Genomic DNA, 16,671 nt, shown 5'->3' on the forward strand with positions numbered 1-16,671 from the left:
TCCGGCCCGACTTCGCGTGAACCGGGCCCCCTCCTATCGCGTTTCCGTCTCCTCGAGTCGGTACAGCTCGGGCAGGGAGACCTTGATCGGCTCCTGCGTGGTCCGCGCGATCACCACGACCACGGGCTCGTTCGGGTCGGGGTTCTCCTCGCGATGGGGAACGAACGGAGGGACGAGCAGGAAGTCGCCGGGATCCGCGGTGATCCGTACCTCCTCCGTGCCGTCGTGGAAGACGAACACGGGGTGACCGCTGACCACGTAGATCCCCGCCTCCGACTCGCCGTGATGGTGGTTGTCCGTCGCGCTCAGCGGCGGGTTCTCCACCCGGCCCATCCAGAGCTTCTTCGATCCGACCGTGCCGCCGCTGATCGCGGCGTAGCCGTCCAGCTCGCCGGATCGAACGTGGTGGACCCGGTTCCTCGGCGGTGCGTCGTCGTCGCCGCCCGGTGCTGCCCCGACGCTTTCGTGGGTGGTCATCGTGTGGCCTCCTGATGGTCTCGATGGTCTTCGGCCCGGCACCAGACTGTGATCGGCGCGCATCGAGTGACAACAATCGTTGCCGTAATGGCAACGCGCGCTTCCGGGGCGAAGGAGTACCGCGCGAGCAGTCGCCGGGGATGGCGGAATTCGGGGCCGACTGCGCCTGCGGGCCCGGGAGTTCATCGACCGGGGGGCCGGAATGCCGTCAGTGCGGTGCGGAGGCGTACACGTCCCTCACATTGTCCCTGGGCTTCGGCCTGCTCCGGCCGCACGGGCCCGCGGCGAACGCGTGCAGCAGATTCTCCGTGGCACGGGTGACGAAAGCCCCTGTACGGGCATCCATGCCGTGGTTGCGCCCGTTCTCCCGGGTCCCCGCCATCAGGGCCTCGACCCACCTCATCGTCCCCGAGGCGAAGACGCCCGCTCCGCTCGGGACGGTGTAGTAGGCGGAGTCGGCGTGGCTGTGCGCGCCGTTGCAGACCAGAGGGGAATGGGCGATCACTTCGAGCGGCGCCGGGGTGGGCATCTCCGGGACGACCCGGTCGTACTCCACCCCTACCAGGTGAGCGAAGGAGTCTCCTCGCTTCACGCCCGTTCTCTCGAAGATCCAGTGGTCGCTCCCGTGGACGACATACGGGGCGTCCACCGGATAGCCCTCGTAGAGGACACCGGTCAGGGAGGACTCCGGGGAGGCGCCGGGAGGCCGGCGGAAGTCGTTGGTCGGCATGTCCGCGTGGTCGGCGAGGTACGGATCGTCGCGGTAGTCGGTCTTGTAGCAGACGACGGTGCGGTCGGCTCCGGTGGCGTCCGGCTCCAGCCTGATCCGGCGGAAGCAGGCGTTGGCGCCGAGGAAGGCCACATTGGTGCCCGCATCGCGGGCCCGGGTGACATGGGCCCGCTGCTGCGGCGTCCAGTACTCGTCGTGCCCCAGCGAGAGAGCGGCGACGGCGCCCTGGAGAACGCCGGGATCACGGTGGACGTCCGTTCCCGTGGTGTAGGCGAGCGGGATGCCCAGTCTCTCCGCCAGGACCACCACCGCCCGTTCGTAGACCATGAACTTCTCCGCGCCGTTGCCGTCGTAGGGGCGGTCGAAATCCACGGCGAGCGATCGTGTGCCGTAGGCGCCGTTCTCGCCCTGGTAAAGGCTGTAGCCGCCCCACACGTTGTACGCCTGCCATGTCGCCACGGCGTGCATCAGCACGGTTCTGCCCGCCGCGCTCGCGGAGCGGACGATCAGTGGTACATAGCGCTGGTGGCCGTTGTCCGCATCCAGCCGGAGCAGGTACGCACCCTCCGGCCAGCCGTCGGCGCGGACCCGGAGCGAACGCCGCCAGTCCGCGCGCACGGTCCGGGTGGCCGGAAGGATGCGGGGGCGGGCCTGGACGGCCCCGGCGACCCGGTGCGAACGCCAGACCAGCCGCGCCTGGGCCCCGTCGTACCAGCCGACGCGGTAGGCCGAGACCCGGAACGCAGGGGCGGTGGTGGAGACATGCAGGCCGAACTCCTCACCCGGCAGCACGCTCACCTTGTCCGTATAGCCCTCGACCGCCTCGGGCGGCCCCACCGAACGGATGCGCCAGTCGGCATTCCCCGCCCGGGTCCTCTCCGTGTTCTCGGCGGTACGGGTCGCGCCGGGCGGTACGGACCCGGTGCCGGGCTCCCCGCTCGCGGAGGAGTGGCAGCCGCCCACCGCCATGCCGCCCGCCATCGCTCCGCCCGTCGCCGCGGCAGCGAGGAAGTGCCTGCGGTCCAGGCGACCGGGGAGCCCGGGGCTCTGCGCCTCACCATGCTTCATGTCGCCCGCCAACCCGTGCCGCAGTGCCGTCACGGGCCATCGTCACCCGCCACCTGCCCGGCGACGACCCGGCACGGCCGAATCGGGGACGGGCCACTCCGTCCGGGTTCGTCCGGGGTTCTCGCCGTCGGGTCGGCCGGGCCCGGCCCCGTGGGCCTGCGGCGTCCATGCTTCCCGCGAGCGCCGGTCAGTGCCGGGGGCCGTTCCTGTCGCCTCGACGGATCCAATGCGCCCGGCGCTGGTAGCGGGCGACCGGCGGGGTGATCGGGGGAGAGGGCGGTGGTGCGGACGTGTCGGGGGGTGCGGCCTCACCGGCCGGGGCGGCGGCGTCGCTGGGCGGGCGGAGCCCCTCCGCCGAATACCGCGTCGTCGCGATGCTCTCCACGAGCTGTGCTTCGGTGAAGTTCTCCGAGCCGGGCACATGGGGTACAAAGCCGATGAGCACTCCGTCGCCGACGATCTCCGCGTCCAGCCCCGAGGCCCCGTCGACGTCCCACAGAGCCTCGATTCCCTCGTCGAGGACGACGCGGATCCCGAACTCGTAGACACCCGCCTCCACGACATGGGCCATCACGTCACGGGCGCGGAGCGCCGACACCAGACGGCCGGCACGTTCCGCATCCATACCGGGCGCACCTCCTTCATGCTCGGAGACCGGTGATCGGCCTTCGATACGAGGCAGCGCCCCTTCCGGGGCGCTGTGCTCACTCGGTTCGGCAGCGGGGGAGAAGGGGGAGAAGGAGGAGGGCCTACGCACCCTCCACCCGGCGAACCCCCAGCGGGTCGTCGTCGAACGGATGCCGCTTCTCCGTCAGCTCTCGTTGTCCTCCGCCCGGCGCTCGCCCTCCGCCTGTGACGGCTGGGTGCGCATCGTGGCGGGGTGCCGCTCCTCGGCCGGATCCCTGTCCTCTTCGAGCCTCTCGCCCTCGGCCTGGGACGGGGTCGGATACATGTCCATCTCGCTCATGACCGCCTCCACGGTCGGGACGTCTGCCCACAAAACGAGCCTAACGCGTCATTCGGTGGACGGCCCGGGCTGTGCGTACCGGGCACTCCGTGAGCGCGCGGATGCGTGTGGTGACACTCTCCCGGCGTGCGGTCCCCGGTGCCGGGGTGTCGGCAGTCCGTACGACCGGGGCGTCCCTGACGCCCGTCCGGGCCACGGGTCCAGGACGCCTCGGCGGGAACGCCCGTGTACGGAGCGGCGCCGCGCCGAAGAGGGACCGGCGGCCCGGACCGCGGTCGGCCGACTCGTGCGCCGCCCTGAGGCGGTGCACTGTGGAGGCGTGGGCCTCAGTGAACGGTTTACGGATCTGCGAGAACCATGGCGGCCGAGCCATGCGCTGCTGGCGATTCCCGTCATGCTCATCGTCGTGATCACCCTGGTGGACATCTTCGCGCCGCAGGACATCCATCTGGGGCCGCTGCTGGTCATCGCACCGGCGCTCACCGCCTCGTTCGCCGGCCCGCTCCCGACCGGGGGCATCGGCGTCCTGGCCGTGGCGGCCCAGGCGTACATCGGCCAGCACATCGGCACGCTGTCCTCCCGGAACATACTGGTGCAGATCGTCGCCATCGCACTGCTCTCGGTGCTGACCGTGTTCTTCGCCCTGATACGCGAACGGCGCGGACGGCAGCTGGCACGTGTGCGGTCGGTGGCCGAAGCCGCACAGCACGTCCTGCTGTGGCCGCTCCCGGACCGGATCGGCCCGCTGAAGGTCGCCTCGCTGTACCTGGCCGCGGAGGACGAGGCCCTGATCGGCGGAGACCTGTACGCGGCCACCCGCGTCGAAGGCGGAACGCGCGTGATGATCGGGGACGTGAGGGGCAAGGGCCTGGCCGCCATCGGAGAGGCCGCCCTGCTGCTCGGCGCCTTCCGCGAGGCCGCCCACCAGCACACCGGCCTGCCCGAACTCGCCGCCGCCCTCGAACAGAGCGTCACGCGCTATCAGGCCGACTTCGACTCGGAGGACGAGCCGGGAGAACCCTTCGTCACCGCTCTGTTGCTGGAGATCCCTGACGAGGACCACATCAGCCGCATGACGAGCTGCGGACACCCCGCGCCCCTGGTGCTGGGCCCGGGACACTCCGTCACCGTGCCGGGTCTTCATCCCGCGCCCCCGCTGGGGGTCGGCGGCATGGGCCCTGCGTCCTACACCCTCGACGCGTTCCCCTTCGAGGCCGGTGACACCCTTCTCCTCTACACCGACGGGGTCGTCGAGGCGCGTGACCGGGGCGGGGACTTCTACCCGTTCGAGGAGCGGGCCGCCCGATGGACGGAGAGCTCCCCGGAGGCGCTCCTGAACCATCTGCGACGCGACCTCCTCGCCCACGTCGGCGGGCGTCTGGGCGACGACGCCGCTGTCATCGCGATCCACCGCGCAGCCGTCCCCGACGTGGTTCACCATCGTGGCAGGATCGACCACTCCTTCTGACGGCCCGCCGGTCGGTGCGGCGGCGGCGTGAACCCCGCCGGGCCCGCCCGCAGGCGTAGTCTGGCCGTACGCCTGTGCACCGCGAGTGAGCGACGGAGGCGGCCCATGACCGATCCCCACGGCTTCCTCAAGACCCCCCGCCGTCCCGTTCCGGCACGCCCCGTCCAGGAACGGCTGAGCGACTGGAACGAGGTCTACGCGGGGCAGGCACGGCTACCGCTCGTTTCCGCGCAGGCGGGGCGATGCATGGACTGCGGCATACCGTTCTGCCACAGCGGCTGCCCACTGGGAAACCTCATCCCCGAGTGGAACGCGTATGCGCGGAAGGGCGATTGGTGGGCGGCGGCCGAGCGGCTGCACGCGACGAACAACTTCCCGGAATTCACCGGGCGGCTGTGCCCGGCGCCCTGCGAGGACGCCTGTGTACTGACCATCAATGCCGACCCGGTGACGATCAAGAACGTCGAACAGGCGATCGCCGACCAGATCTGGGAACGCGGATACGCGCCGCCGCAGCCGCCCGAGCGGCTCAGCGGGAAGACCGTCGCGGTCATCGGCTCCGGACCCGCGGGGCTGGCGGCGGCGCAGCAACTCACCCGCGTCGGCCACGCCGTCGTCGTCTACGAGCGTGCCGACCGCATCGGCGGACTGCTGCGCTACGGCATTCCCGCGTTCAAGATGGAGAAGCGCCACCTGGACCGCCGAATCGAGCAGATGCGGGCGGAGGGTACCGAGTTCCGCACGGGTGTGGACGTCGGCGGCGATGTCGACGCCGCGGAACTCGCCGGGCGACACGACGCGGTCGTGATCGCCGTCGGAGCCACCGGGCAGCGGGAGCTGGCCGTCCCGGGCCGCGAGCTGTACGGAATCCATCAGGCCGTGGACTACCTGACCCTGGCCAACCGGGTCACGGAGGGCGACTGCGACGTGCCGGCCGTCACCGCCGAGGGCCGGCATGTGGTGATCATCGGCGGCGGCGACACCGGTTCGGACTGTCTGGGCACCGTGCTGAGGCAGGGCGCAGCTTCCGCCGTGCAACTGGACATCAATCCCGAGCCCGGTGAGACCCGACGGAACACCGAGCCCTGGCCCGTGTATCCGAAGGTCTATCGGATATCCCATGCTCATGAAGAAGCCCGTGGGGGAGGCGGCACGGATCCGAGAGTCTTCTCGTCCGCCACCCTCAGTTTCGAAGGGGATCGCTCCGGTCATGTGCGCGCGCTGCGACTGGCGGAGGTGGAGCCCGAGGGCAGACGGCCGCGGTTGGAGACGGAGCGGGTCATTCCGGCGGATCTGGTCCTGCTCGCCCTGGGCTTCTTCGGCCCCGAGCGGGGCACCGGTCTGATGCGGCAGCTCGGGCTCGTGCTGGACGACCGGGGGAACTTCGCCCGCAACGGCGCCTTCGCGGCGGAAACGGCGGGAACGGCCGAAACGGCTGGTGCGGTGGGGGCGGCCGAGCGGACGGCCCGAGCCGGGACGGGCGGGGTGTTCATCGCCGGTGACGCGGGCCGCGGGCAGTCCCTGGTGGTGTGGGCCATCGCGGAGGGGCGGTCCGTCGCGGCGGCGACGGACCGCTGTCTGAGCGGCTCCACGGTGCTTCCGGCGCCGATCGCCCCGTACGACCGGCCCATGATCGCCTGAATGGATCCGGCACACCCGAGCCGGTGTGACGCCGTCCCGTCACAGCGAGGGCGTGGCCACCGTCGGTCCCTGCCACGTCAGCGGTCCTCGTCACCCCGTGGGACGCGCGCCGCTTCTCACCGCTCCGATGCCGGTCGGCCATCAGGGCCTCTCGTCAGGATCACGCCCCGCGACGGCTCAAGCGCCCTTGCGGCAGCGGGAGGTGACGGCGGCGCCGAGTTCCGGAGTGAGCGGGGTTTCGGCGGCAGCCAGGCCGAGGGCCGTGCAGAGAGCGCCGCCGTACAGGTCGACGGTGGACTCGATCAGGTCCGCGAAGGTCGCCGCAGCGATCCGGGCCCGATACCGGCCCGTGGCGTAGACAGCCACCGCGACGAGCGAGGCGGGCCACCACACGACACCCGCGAACGCGTAGAGAACCGCCCAACCCGCCAGCACCGCGGCGGCGTCGAGCGCCCCGGACGCGGTGCGCAGTTCCTCGCGTACGTCCTCGGGCAGCACCAGCCACAGCCGGGGCCAGCACGCCGCGAGGTCCAACCGGTATTCGGCGAAGACCCTGACATCGGCGCCGGCGAGGCGGTCGCCCATCCAGGTCGGCCGTACCGGCGGGGCGAGGCTGATCCGGTTGCGGCGCCGGGCGAAGCCGGACGGGTCGCGGCCGGCTGCGGCCGCCTCCTCCAGCCCTGCCTGGTGGTTCTGCCACTGCCGCGACCGCCTTTGAGACAGACGGCTCCTGGCCGGGGTGGCCCATTGGGGCCAGTCTCCCAGCCAGACGGCCCGGACCAGCCGGCCCAGTCCCTGCGCGGCCAGCCCGGCGGCACCTGCGCCGAGGAGGGCCGCCAGCCCGGTCAGCAGGACCGTGGCGGAGCCGTCGGCCTGGAGACGACGCGCCATGTCGGTTGCGGCATCGGCCAGTCGGCGCGCCGAGAGGGCATCTCCCTGACCCAGCAGGAGTCCTGTCGACAGCGCCGCGACCAACAGCAGGCCGGGGAGGACCAGGACGGAGAGCCAGCGCTCCGCCAGCCGTCGGCCGACCTCGACGAGGAGACCGGTCACGCGGTCGGCCGCAGGCGCAGTGCGGTGCCGCGCACCGCGCAGACCTCGACGGGTGTTCCCGGCGGCCGGATCCAACTCCGGTCGCAGGCTTCGCCGGGGCACCCGTAGACATCGACGCCGAAGCGGAATTCGGTGGCCGCCGGGTGGACGATGCCGCCTGGGCCACGTACTTCGGCCGACTCCGGAGCGCCCACACTCCGCATGAAGGCGGTGATGCCCTCGGTCCGGCCGGCCGCAGCGGCGGCCACGATCGCGTCCAACCGCGCACCGAGACCGCGTCTCTCCGCTTCGCGGCGCAAGAAGGTCAAGTTCTCGCAGAGCCTGGCGACTTCGTGTCGGTCTTCGCTCATATCCATGGATCCTAGTGGCTGCCGCGAACTACAGTGAGCGGTATGCCACTGCCGTACGCCCGGTCCGTTCCCGAAGCGCACCTGTACATGGAGCTGCACCCGTGCGAGTGCGGTGAGAGCGGAAGCACCGGTTACAGGCACGCGTCGATCCAGACCGACCAGGGGCTCGCGTCGGAGCACTCGTTCGGATGCGTGGGATGCGGCAGGCAACGCCGGTTCGTGTTCCGGATGCCCGCACTGGCACCCCAGCACGCCGACCGGTACGGCGGACCCGAGCCGTCGCAGATCATCGACGCCGGCGAATGGCGCATGATCTCCCTCGCGTACATGGGAGAACTGGACCGCGTCCGCGCCCGGCCGGACGAGCTGCGCAACACGCTCAAGGAGGCACTGGCCGCGTACCAGGAACTGCTCAAGTTCATCCCGGCCGACCAGGAAAGGATGCCCGACTCGGCCTTCTTCACCGAACGTGGGCGGCGGATCAGGGTGGGTGAGCCGCCGAACTCCTTCTCCCGGCACTTCCTGGAAGCCATGGTCGACGGTGTCCGGCGGGACCTGGCGGCCGTCCGATGACGGACCCGGTGCTGGCGGGCCTTCGGGAACGGCTGGAGCGCTACCGCGGCACCGGGGACCGGGAAGCAGTCCTCGCGTTCGATGCGGGCCTGGAGCTGGACGCCCTCCTCGGTCCGAACGAGGGCTTCGACGCCGAGGCGGCCCACGTGGGCGGGACCGTGTACTGGGCGCGCTACCGCGCCGGCAGCACGTCCGACCGGGACCTCGCCGAGGCGCTCAGGCTGCTGGCACTGGTCGACGACCGTGCCGAGGGATACGAGATCCCCGGTCCGGTCCGGCTGATCCTGGCCTGCCGCGATGGCCACTGACCGGACGCGTGCCGCCTTCGACGCGGCGGTCGACGAGCTGAACCGCTCGTCCCTGAGGGTCGTCGATCCGACCCCGGCCCAGTGGCGGCGCATCCTGCGCGAGAACACCGAGACAGAGGTCTTCCGGGACCGGATCGCTCCCGTGTCGGGCCGATTCGACGCCTTCCGTTCGCCGTCGGGCGCTTGGGACCAGGACGACATCGCCGCGCATCTGCGCGAACTGGGCGGCGCCGTGCTGGGGCAGTGGGAGCGGACGCACGACCGGCGCGCTCTGCGCATCGCGGTCGCGCTCTGGCGTGATGTGGTCGCGCGGGCGTGGCTGACCGACATCGCGACGTCGATCGGCGACCTCGCGGCCAGGTTCCTGGACCGCTACCAGGAGACCGCGGCGCTGCCCCTGCTCGACATGGCCGTCCGGCTCGGGCAGGACGCGGTGTTCGACCCGCTCGCCTTCCAGCAGTCCCAGCCGCGCCGGCTGCTCGTCCTGGCCGACGCGTTGCGCTGCCGGTACGAGTACACGGGCGACCGGGCCGCGCTGGTCGAGTCCCTGGCCCGGTACCGGGAGGCGTCCTCCGGCGCCACGACACGGCCGGACGCGCTGGCCGGGATCGTCGCGATGCAGGCCCACCGGGACGTGCTGACGGGCCGCTCGGGCACCCCGCGTCCGGTCGAACTCCGCGCGAGTAATGGGCCGTTGGCCCGTGCCGCCGCTCTCACCGAGCAGAGCGCGGAATGGCTCGACGGATACCGGCGCACCGGCGACTCACCGCGGCTCGACGAGGCGATCGGCGCCCTGCGGTCCGCACTGGAACTCACACCGGCGGACCACCGGGACCGCCCCCTGCGCATGGCCCGGCTCGGCGCCGCATTGCGGCAGGCGTTCCTGCGCCGCCCCCAAGCGCCCGTGCTGGAGGAGTCGGTGGCTCTCTGCCGGGCCGCGCTGGCGTTGCCGATCGACCGGCCCGGTGTGCGGGCCGAGGCGATGACCGGGCTGGCGCTCGCTCTGCGGGACCGGCACGGCGCCGAGGGCGGCACGCCCGAACATCTCGCCGAGGCCGGCCTTCTGGCGACGGAACTGGCCCACGCGTACCCGCCCGGACACCCCGAGCGGGCCGCCGTGCTCGACGAACTGGCCGATCTGTCACCCGATCCGGTAAGGCTCGCCCCGTCGCACGAAGATCCCGGCCGAGCGGGTCGGCTGCTGGACCTGGCGGCGTCGCTGCCCCCTTCGGACGCACACCGGGCCGTGGCGGCGTACGCGGAGGCGGCCAGGACGCCCGGCGCGCCGCTGCGGGTCCGCGGACTGGCAAGCCAGCGCTGGGGCCGATCGGCGGCGGAACAAGGCGACTTCGCCGGAGCCGAGCAGGCGTTCCGGTTGACCGTCGACCTTTTGCCGGACCTGGTGTCGCGGCTGGAGCAACGGGACGACCAGGAGTATCAGTTGATGCCGTTCGGGGGCCTGGCCTCGGACGCGGCGGCCTGCCTGCTGAACCGCGGTGCGGATCCCGCCGAAGCCCTGGACCTGCTGGAACGCGGACGCTGCGTCCTGTTCTCGCATGCGCTGGGGGAGGTGCCCGAGCGGGTCGACGAGGTCGTGCGGTCCCAGGTCGCGGCCGCGGGCCCCGTCGTGGTGGTCAACGTCAGCCGGTTCGGCAGCCACGCCATCGCGCTCACGGCCGCCGGAACAGAGGTGATTTCCCTGCCGGGCCTCACTCCGGACGCGGTCGAGGATCGCCGTATCGCTCTGGACCTGGCCCAGGATCTGATGCGTTCCCCGACCGTCGAGCCGGATCTGCGGTGGGCCGCGAGCCGGTCCGTGACGCGCCTGCTGGGCTGGCTCTGGGACACGGTGACGGGCCCCGTGCTGGAGACGCTCGGCCTCGAACCGGGGCCCGATCCGCTGCCCAGGCTCTGGTGGTTGCCGACCGGGCAGTTGTCGCTGCTTCCGGTGCACGCGGCCGGGCACCACACGGTGCGGGACGGGCGCACGGTGTTCGACTGCGTGGTCGGCTCCTGCACCCCCACGCTGCACCAACTGCTGCGCGCCCGACTCCGCGGCGCGCACCGGCCACCGGACCGCTCGCTCGTCGTCGCCATCGGGGACCTGCCCGACCACCGACTGCCCGCCGCCGAAAGGGAGGCCGAGGTCGCCGGTGCGCGGCTGCCGGGAGTCCGGATGCTGCTGGACGGGGCGGCCGACCCCGACAGCGTGCGTGAGGAGCTGGCTACGGCGGCCTGGGTCCACATCGCCTGCCACGCCACCACGGATGTCGGCGAACCCTCGGCGAGCCGACTGACCCTGGCCGGGGGAGCGCTGTCGGTCGTGGACATCGGACGGCTGCGCATCCCGGACGCCCACTTCGCCTATCTGTCCGCCTGCGGTACGGCGCGCGGCGGCGATGAACTGTCCGACGAGGTCATCCACATCTCGTCGGCGTTCCAACTGGCCGGATACTCGCATGTGATCGGCACCCTGTGGCCCATCGTCGACGATGTGGCCGCCCGGATCGCCGACGACGTCTACGCGGAACTGCCCGGCGGCGCGGACCCGGCGCGTCGCCTGCACGCCGCCGTCAGGGGCGTTCGTGACGAGTACGCCGGCAACAGCCCGTTGCTGTGGGCGTCGCACCAGCACATCGGACCCTGACCGGACGGGGTCCTTCGCGCCGTGCGCGGCGGAATGGCCCTCGGCCGAAGTCCGCCGCGCGGGACGAAGGGACCCCGCCGCGACCCGGCACGGTCGGTGAACGTGTGTCCGCGACCGGCCGGGTCCCTCACTCCCGGTGCGTGCCGGTCCGCGGACCGGGGACCGTCAGGGGCTGGCCCCGTCGAAGCCGTAGCGCAGCGGCTGCTCCTTCGCCCGGGGGTCGAGTCGATAGACGTACAGGGCTTCCACCCGCATGCCCTCGGGTGGCGCCTCGACCTCGCACGGCCAGGTGACCTGAACCACCGGTGGCCGGCTGGTGACCCACATACGCAGCCCGTGTGCGGGGCCGCCGTCGAGCATCGCGATCTGCTGGTTGGCCTGAGTGTCGGAGGTATCGGCATCCATGCCTACACTTTAATGGTTGCGCAATACGTGAATAGTCGTGAGCTGTGTCACGCAGGACGGACTTCCGCGGCGCCGTCCGGCAGTGGCGGACCGTGGAGCAGGTGCGGTCCGGGGCGATGGTCTCCAACGGCGCTGTGGGCACGGGCGTCGGTCGATCAACGCAGGGCGGTCGGCGCGAGGGGCGCCGCAAGAGCCACGCGTACGGTGTCGGCCAGTGCGACCGGGTCGCCCGTGGGTTTCACCGGGTAGCTCTTGCGCTCCAGGTTCCAGGCGTTGTCCCGCGCGAACCAGTCGATCGCGGCCGGGGGCCGGCCGGTGGCCAGGGCCGTGTCGAGGGAGTCGAGATAGAGCGTCCAGCGTTCGGCGTAGAAGTCGCCCACCAGTCCCGACCATTCGCGATTCGCGTAGTCGCGCAGCCCACCGGACTCGCTGCCGGAACGATGGCCCCAGGTGGTCAGGATCGAGCGGGCGTCGAACTCCGCCGCGGCCCGCTCGGCATCGGTGTCGCCCCAGGACCTGGCGTCCTTGAGCCAGGGTCCCAGCATGAACCGCCGGTCGGAGGCCAGCAGCCGGTCCAGCAGGGCGAGATCCCGCTTCCACTCCGTGGCCCGTTGCCGGTACAGGGCCAGGTCCTTCTCCTCGTACGCGGACCTGATCTGCGGCAGCAGCGTACGGCTGCGATTGGCCAGTGCCTGCCGGGCCACATCCACCACGTCGAACCGGTACGCATCCGACTTCCGCAGTTCGGGGGCGACTCGGAGCAACTCCGTGAGCGCCCGCTGCACCGTCGAGGCGTCGTACCGCATGGACGACGGGCTCCAGCTGGCCGCGGAGCCGACCGTCAGTGCGGGGCGTGCGGTGAACAGGCTGTCCTGGGACTCGCTCCAGGTGCCGGACGGTGTGCTGTAGGGGCCCGCCCGCAGCAGTTCCCATGCCTTGGCGGCATGCGGGTCGGCGCCTCCGTAGCGGCGTTCCGCGTAGGCGGCGAACCAGGCCGCGTCGTCGGAAGGGGCGCTCTGCCAGGCGAGTTCCGTGAACAGCTCGTACGCGACGGGGTTGCCGCCGGTGCCCTCCGGCAGATAGGCGATCCCCCGGAGCGCACTGCCCGGCTTGGTGCGCCACTCGTTGAACCGGGTCGTCCAGACCGCCGAGTTGGCCCCGATCGTGGTGTGGCCGCCGAAGTTGGGGATGGTTCCGAAGGCGTACGGCGTGCCGTGCCAGGCGGCCTCCCGGTCCAGACCGTTGTAGCGGTCGGCCAGTCCGTCGACGATGAACAGTCTGTTCCTGTCGACCGCGTCGATGAGCTGAGTCGACGGATTGCTCTGCCAGCCGAGCAGCACCCAGGTGGCGCCCGGGTGCGCGGTCTGCAGAGCGCTCATGACGGCCCGAGCCGCGTCCGCGATGGGTACATCGCCCGGCCTGCCGCCTTCGTGCAACAGATCCATCTTGTACATGGTGGAGTCACCGAACAGCCTTCGCTGGTGACGGTAGAAGGCCTCGGCGACCTTCGGGAACATCTTGCCGCGCGGGTCCAGCCAGTCCGGCCGCTCGAAGCCTACCCAGTCGCCCTGCGGGACCACGGGGCCCGTCGGGTTGCGGTCGGTGAACCCGGGCGGGACCGTGCCGTAGTAGCCGGGCAGGACCGGGGTCATGCCGAGCAGGCGCAGCCGATCGGCGATCCTGCGGCCGAGCGCGGCGCGCCGGTCCAGCAGCTTCTCGCCGACCGGGCCACCGAAGCCGGACATGTTCTGCATCAGCCACCACGGCTGGTGCGCCGGACCGGGAATCCAGGACGCGAGGTCCTTCTTCGCGTACCCGAACTCCCGGAACGTGTCGTAGTACACGGCGTCCGCACCCATCTGGACGAACACCTCGTTGACGCCGTGCAGCGCCAGGACGTCGATCTGCTTCTCGTACGAGGCCCAGTCCCGGTACGCGCCGGAGTAGCCGTCGTCCGTGTCGTTGAGGGCGAACCGGTGCGGCACGGAGGCGTCCCGGCGGACCGTGCCGACGGGCGCGGGGAGCTTCTTCGGAAGTCTCGACGTGCTGTCACCGGGCCAGCCGATGTCCACCTTCGCCGTGTACTTCAGGTACCAGTCGACTCCGCTGAGCAGCACGGCGGGGCTGCTCCCTCGAACCCGCACGTGCCCGGCGGTCCCGGAGACGGCGAAATAGTCACCGGACGCGGGACGGTCCACCGCCACGAGGTCGAACTGCCCGGCGTGCCGGGGGAGAAGACGGCGCAGGGCCGCCTCGGCCGGTCCGGCGGCGAAGGCGGGTCTCCCGCGGGGAGCCGCCTCCGCGGGAACGGCGGGAGCGCTCAACACCGCGGCCAGCACCGTGAGGGCGGTCGTGCAGACGACGATCCAGGATCTGAGGCTTCTCAACGTTGACCTCGTCCGACGAAGGGATGCGGAGGTTTGCCGAGTGCATGGAGCGGACGCGCATCAGACTTACGGTCTCGCCCGCGATGGTCGGCGGCGTCGCGGCGTCCGGGACCTCCGCCTTGGATCCCAAGGCCCCGAACGCGCTCCTTCTCCCGCTGCCCATCGCGGCCAAGGCCGTTACTAACGGAGCATTCGTTAATATGGGCGGACCGTGCCGTGACCGTCAAGAGCGCCGACCGTCCGCGCTCTCGAAGCGCTGGGTACAGTGCCGACAGTGCGGTTCGGCAAGGGAGTTGACGCACATGTCAGTCCACAGAGCGGCGGCCACCGGCCCGCACGTCCTGCGCCGGATGAACGTCGCCGCGGTCCTGGCCGCACTGCGGGAGGGGGACGCGCCCACCGCCCGCGTCACCGACCTCGCCGCGCTCACCGGGCTGTCACGGCCCGCGGTGACCAGGGCCCTGGGCGAACTGAGGGACTGCGGACTGGTGGAGTTCACCACGGCCGTAGGACCGCAACAGCTCGGCCGGCCCGCCCAGTACGCCAGGTTCCGCGCCGAGGCGGGGCACGTCGCGGGGGTCGACATCGGCCCGCACAAGGTGCTGGTGATGATCGCGGACCTGGCAGGCCGGGTACTGGCCACGCATCGCACCGCCGTGGACAGGGGTACGGGAGGGACGCGCCTGTTCGCCACGGTCCGGGCCGCGCTCACGGCGGCGGCGGCCGAGGCGGACGTGCCGCTGTCGAGCCTGTGGGCGGTGAGCGCGGGCACCCCCGGGATCGTCGACCGGGAGCGGGGCGAGGTGCTGCTCGCGCCCAGCATTCCCGACTGGGCCGGGCTGCCGGCCGCAACCCTGCTGCGCGAGTGGCTGCACTGTCCGGTGTCCATCGAGAACGACGTCAACCTCGCGGTGCTGGCCGAGTGCCGGCAGGGTGCCGCGGCCTCCTCGGCGACCGGCAGGGGCGACGGCGCCGGTACCTCTACCGACTGCCTGGTCTTCGTCCAGTGGGGAAGGCGCATCGGCACCGGCATCGTCATCGACGGCCGCCCCTACCGGGGCAATTCGGCCGCCGCCGGTGAGCTGGGATTCATCGATCTCATGGGAGATTCCGGTCCGGTCCCCGGACCGCGTCCGGCCGACGGCATGGGGCCGTTCGAACGGCTCGTCGGCGCCGAGGCCATTCACCGGCTGGCCCTGGAGGCGGGTGCTCCCGTCGGCGCCGCCCACGACATCGCACCACTCTTCGCGGCGGCGAGTGCGGGGGACCGGACCGCCGTCGACGTGGTGGAACGGGTGGCCGCCCGGTTCGCCCGCGGACTCGCCGTGCTCCTGCTCGTCCTCGACCCGGGCCGTGTCGTCGTCGGGGGCGGTGTCTCGCGGGCGGGCGACACCCTGCTCGAACCGGTGCGCAGGCACCTGCGATCCCGCACCCTGGTGCCGGTGGAACTCGACGCGTCGGTGCTCGGTGAACGGGCCGTGGCGCTGGGGGCGGTGCGTCATGCCCTGGACGTCGCCGAAGAACGTGTGACGGCGACCCACCAAGGCGTGACGTAGCGACGGGGCGGGGGTGGTGCCCGGCGTGGTGCCCGGCGGACGGAGAGCGGCGCCGGGCGGAGCGACGGAGGCGTACCGACTGCCGCTGTCACCCGGACGGTCGGCCGGTGTCACCCAGTTGCACTCCGGGCCGTGCCGTCACCGCGGGGCCCGGTGACGCTGGGTCCGGCGCCCTTCCCCCGGTTGAGCGCCCCAATTCCTCGTCGGTGCCGTTCGTTTGCTGGGAGAGCGTGATGGATCTGCGTCTGACAGGCAGGACGGCCGTGGTCACCGGCGCCGGCCGGGGCATCGGCCTTGCCGTGACACGCGCCCTCGCCGACGAAGGCGTGCGAGTGGTCGCGGCCTCCCGGACCCTCACCGAACCGCTGTCCGAGCTTGCGGCGCGCGAGGACGTCCACTTCGTGCGGGCGGACCTCACCCGGCCCGACGGTGCCGAGGGACCGGTGGCGGAAGCGGTCGACCGGTACGGGGGCCTGGACATCCTCGTCAACAATGTCGGGGCCGTGCGTCCGAGAGCGGGCGGCTTCCTGTCCGTCGGCGACGACGAATGGACGTGGGCGCTGACGGTCAACCTCCTCACCGCGGTGCGCACCACACGCGCCGCCCTGCCGCATCTGATCGCAAGCGGCTCCGGATCGATCGTGACGGTCGGTTCGGTCAGCGCCTTTCTGCCCGACCCCTCGGTCATCGACTACGGAGCGAGCAAGGCGGCCCTGAGCAACTTCTCCAAGGCCCTGTCCAAGGAGGTCGGCCCGCACGGGGTACGGGTGAACACCGTCAGCCCCGGGCCCGTCGCCACGGACCTCTGGCTGGGCGAGGGAGGCATCGCGCAGACCGTCGCGGCGGTCGCCGGCAGCGAACCGGACGACATCGCCCAGGGGTTCGCCGCCCAGGCGGTGACCGGGCGGTTCAGCCTGCCGGAAGAAGTCGCCGATCTGGTACTGCTGCTGGCGAGCGGCCGGTCGGGCAACGTCACCGGATCGGAATTCGTCATCGACGGAGGACTCGTCACGACGCTGTGACGGGGAACGACCTGTTGCA

Annotated in this window: 15 protein-coding genes; 7 read left to right on the forward strand and 8 right to left on the reverse strand. The window is 71.7% G+C overall.

Going from position 1 to position 16,671, the window contains the following annotated elements; all coding sequences use genetic code 11:
• Positions 1-33: 33 nt before the first annotated feature.
• From ACIQCZ_RS11870 to ACIQCZ_RS11885, 4 genes are all read right to left on the reverse strand, one after another.
• Positions 34-477 (reverse strand): cupin domain-containing protein, encoded by a 444-nt coding sequence (locus ACIQCZ_RS11870; RefSeq protein WP_402281645.1) that lies wholly within the window; start codon positions 475-477, stop codon positions 34-36.
• A gap of 208 nt (positions 478-685) precedes the next feature.
• Positions 686-2,275: a N,N-dimethylformamidase beta subunit family domain-containing protein gene (locus tag ACIQCZ_RS11875; RefSeq protein ID WP_402281646.1), complete on the reverse strand. Its 1,590-nt coding sequence runs from the start codon at positions 2,273-2,275 to the stop codon at positions 686-688.
• 187 nt (positions 2,276-2,462) lie between these two features.
• Positions 2,463-2,900: a hypothetical protein gene (locus ACIQCZ_RS11880; protein ID WP_402281647.1), complete on the reverse strand. Its 438-nt coding sequence runs from the start codon at positions 2,898-2,900 to the stop codon at positions 2,463-2,465.
• Between the two features lie 186 nt (positions 2,901-3,086).
• The gene (locus ACIQCZ_RS11885; RefSeq protein WP_402281649.1) at positions 3,087-3,242 is read right to left on the reverse strand and encodes a hypothetical protein; all 156 of its coding nucleotides are present in this window, start codon (positions 3,240-3,242) and stop codon (positions 3,087-3,089) included.
• A 394-nt stretch (positions 3,243-3,636) separates the two neighbouring features.
• Here ACIQCZ_RS11885 and ACIQCZ_RS11890 point away from each other — a divergent pair, with 394 nt between their 5' ends.
• Entirely contained in the window at positions 3,637-4,710 is a 1,074-nt protein-coding gene (locus ACIQCZ_RS11890; RefSeq protein WP_402282156.1) for a PP2C family protein-serine/threonine phosphatase, read from the forward strand.
• Between the two features lie 105 nt (positions 4,711-4,815).
• The gene (locus ACIQCZ_RS11895) at positions 4,816-6,351 is read left to right on the forward strand and encodes a glutamate synthase subunit beta (protein WP_402281650.1); all 1,536 of its coding nucleotides are present in this window, start codon (positions 4,816-4,818) and stop codon (positions 6,349-6,351) included.
• A gap of 177 nt (positions 6,352-6,528) precedes the next feature.
• On the opposite strand, the gene ACIQCZ_RS11900 is transcribed toward ACIQCZ_RS11895, so the two are convergent.
• Complete coding sequence (locus ACIQCZ_RS11900) at positions 6,529-7,404, reverse strand: hypothetical protein (RefSeq protein WP_402281652.1); 876 nt, start codon at positions 7,402-7,404, stop codon at positions 6,529-6,531.
• Positions 7,401-7,754, reverse strand: a complete 354-nt coding sequence (locus tag ACIQCZ_RS11905; protein ID WP_402281654.1) for a hypothetical protein — start codon at positions 7,752-7,754, stop codon at positions 7,401-7,403. Before ACIQCZ_RS11905 ends, ACIQCZ_RS11900 begins: the two co-directional genes overlap by 4 nt.
• Positions 7,755-7,796: 42 nt before the next feature.
• On the opposite strand from ACIQCZ_RS11905, the gene ACIQCZ_RS11910 reads away from it, so the two are divergent.
• The 3 genes from ACIQCZ_RS11910 to ACIQCZ_RS11920 are packed head-to-tail and all read left to right on the forward strand — an operon-like array spanning position 7,797 to position 11,282.
• Complete coding sequence (locus tag ACIQCZ_RS11910) at positions 7,797-8,327, forward strand: hypothetical protein (protein WP_402281655.1); 531 nt, start codon at positions 7,797-7,799, stop codon at positions 8,325-8,327.
• Positions 8,324-8,635, forward strand: a complete 312-nt coding sequence (locus ACIQCZ_RS11915; RefSeq protein ID WP_402281656.1) for a hypothetical protein — start codon at positions 8,324-8,326, stop codon at positions 8,633-8,635. Before ACIQCZ_RS11910 ends, ACIQCZ_RS11915 begins: the two co-directional genes overlap by 4 nt.
• Positions 8,625-11,282, forward strand: a complete 2,658-nt coding sequence (locus tag ACIQCZ_RS11920; protein ID WP_402281657.1) for a CHAT domain-containing protein — start codon at positions 8,625-8,627, stop codon at positions 11,280-11,282. The genes ACIQCZ_RS11915 and ACIQCZ_RS11920 overlap by 11 nt, the downstream gene beginning before the upstream one ends.
• Before the next feature lie 165 nt (positions 11,283-11,447).
• Here the strand turns inward: ACIQCZ_RS11920 and ACIQCZ_RS11925 are convergent, their stop codons facing one another.
• Both ACIQCZ_RS11925 and ACIQCZ_RS11930 read right to left on the reverse strand, forming a co-directional pair.
• Positions 11,448-11,687, reverse strand: a complete 240-nt coding sequence (locus tag ACIQCZ_RS11925; protein WP_351082184.1) for a hypothetical protein — start codon at positions 11,685-11,687, stop codon at positions 11,448-11,450.
• A 155-nt stretch (positions 11,688-11,842) separates the two neighbouring features.
• Positions 11,843-14,074 carry an alpha-N-acetylglucosaminidase gene (locus ACIQCZ_RS11930; RefSeq protein WP_402281658.1) on the reverse strand — a complete coding sequence of 744 codons (2,232 nt, stop codon included), beginning with the start codon at positions 14,072-14,074 and terminating at the stop codon, positions 11,843-11,845.
• Between the two features lie 302 nt (positions 14,075-14,376).
• Here ACIQCZ_RS11930 and ACIQCZ_RS11935 point away from each other — a divergent pair, with 302 nt between their 5' ends.
• The gene (locus ACIQCZ_RS11935) at positions 14,377-15,630 is read left to right on the forward strand and encodes an ROK family transcriptional regulator (RefSeq protein WP_402281659.1); all 1,254 of its coding nucleotides are present in this window, start codon (positions 14,377-14,379) and stop codon (positions 15,628-15,630) included.
• A gap of 233 nt (positions 15,631-15,863) precedes the next feature.
• On the forward strand, positions 15,864-16,652 hold the full coding sequence (locus tag ACIQCZ_RS11940) for an oxidoreductase (protein WP_402281660.1): 789 nt from the start codon (positions 15,864-15,866) through the stop codon (positions 16,650-16,652).
• The last annotated feature ends 19 nt before the right edge of the window (positions 16,653-16,671 follow it).

It is taken from the genome of Streptomyces sp. NPDC093149, assembly GCF_044754145.1.
Classification (GTDB): domain Bacteria; phylum Actinomycetota; class Actinomycetes; order Streptomycetales; family Streptomycetaceae; genus Streptomyces.

Bases quoted from the DNA above. Each gene is read 5' to 3' on its own strand.
- ACIQCZ_RS11870 (WP_402281645.1), bottom strand. From the start codon at position 477: ATGACCACCCACGAAAGCGTCGGGGCAGCACCGGGCGGCGACGACGAC.
- ACIQCZ_RS11875 (WP_402281646.1), bottom strand. From the start codon at position 2,275: ATGAAGCATGGTGAGGCGCAGAGCCCCGGGCTCCCCGGTCGCCTGGAC.
- ACIQCZ_RS11880 (WP_402281647.1), bottom strand. From the start codon at position 2,900: ATGGATGCGGAACGTGCCGGCCGTCTGGTGTCGGCGCTCCGCGCCCGT.
- ACIQCZ_RS11885 (WP_402281649.1), bottom strand. From the start codon at position 3,242: ATGAGCGAGATGGACATGTATCCGACCCCGTCCCAGGCCGAGGGCGAG.
- ACIQCZ_RS11890 (WP_402282156.1), top strand. From the start codon at position 3,637: ATGCTCATCGTCGTGATCACCCTGGTGGACATCTTCGCGCCGCAGGAC.
- ACIQCZ_RS11895 (WP_402281650.1), top strand. From the start codon at position 4,816: ATGACCGATCCCCACGGCTTCCTCAAGACCCCCCGCCGTCCCGTTCCG.
- ACIQCZ_RS11905 (WP_402281654.1), bottom strand. From the start codon at position 7,754: ATGAGCGAAGACCGACACGAAGTCGCCAGGCTCTGCGAGAACTTGACC.
- ACIQCZ_RS11910 (WP_402281655.1), top strand. From the start codon at position 7,797: ATGCCACTGCCGTACGCCCGGTCCGTTCCCGAAGCGCACCTGTACATG.
- ACIQCZ_RS11915 (WP_402281656.1), top strand. From the start codon at position 8,324: ATGACGGACCCGGTGCTGGCGGGCCTTCGGGAACGGCTGGAGCGCTAC.
- ACIQCZ_RS11920 (WP_402281657.1), top strand. From the start codon at position 8,625: ATGGCCACTGACCGGACGCGTGCCGCCTTCGACGCGGCGGTCGACGAG.
- ACIQCZ_RS11925 (WP_351082184.1), bottom strand. From the start codon at position 11,687: ATGGATGCCGATACCTCCGACACTCAGGCCAACCAGCAGATCGCGATG.
- ACIQCZ_RS11935 (WP_402281659.1), top strand. From the start codon at position 14,377: ATGTCAGTCCACAGAGCGGCGGCCACCGGCCCGCACGTCCTGCGCCGG.
- ACIQCZ_RS11940 (WP_402281660.1), top strand. From the start codon at position 15,864: ATGGATCTGCGTCTGACAGGCAGGACGGCCGTGGTCACCGGCGCCGGC.